Origin of the sequence: Winogradskyella poriferorum (assembly GCF_050618035.1) — a bacterium.
In the GTDB taxonomy this organism is placed as follows: domain Bacteria; phylum Bacteroidota; class Bacteroidia; order Flavobacteriales; family Flavobacteriaceae; genus Winogradskyella; species Winogradskyella poriferorum_A.
Genome location: NZ_JBODPY010000218.1, coordinates 1 through 223, shown reverse-complemented (window position 1 = coordinate 223; position 223 = coordinate 1). Strand labels below are relative to the sequence as shown.

The following is a 223-nucleotide window of genomic DNA, read 5'->3' as shown; positions in this document are numbered from 1 at the left end:
GATAAAGAGGAAATCAAAACCACCTTAAACAATTATATAGATGGTTTTTATGCAGGTGATACTCTAAAATTAAAAAAAGCCTTAAAACCAAGGGTATACAAATTTGGGTATGTCAAAGACAAGCAAACAGGATCATACAACTATTATCAACATCTCAGTTTTCATAATGTACTTAAGCTAGCACAACGTTTTAAGGATGAAGGTAGATTGCGAACCGAAACAA

At 32.3% G+C, this 223-nt stretch carries 1 protein-coding gene; it reads left to right on the top strand.

What is annotated here, in order from left to right:
* Window positions 1-223, top strand: a 223-nt coding sequence (locus tag ACRHOC_RS15535) for a hypothetical protein (protein ID WP_431159485.1), incomplete at both ends; no start/stop codon positions are given.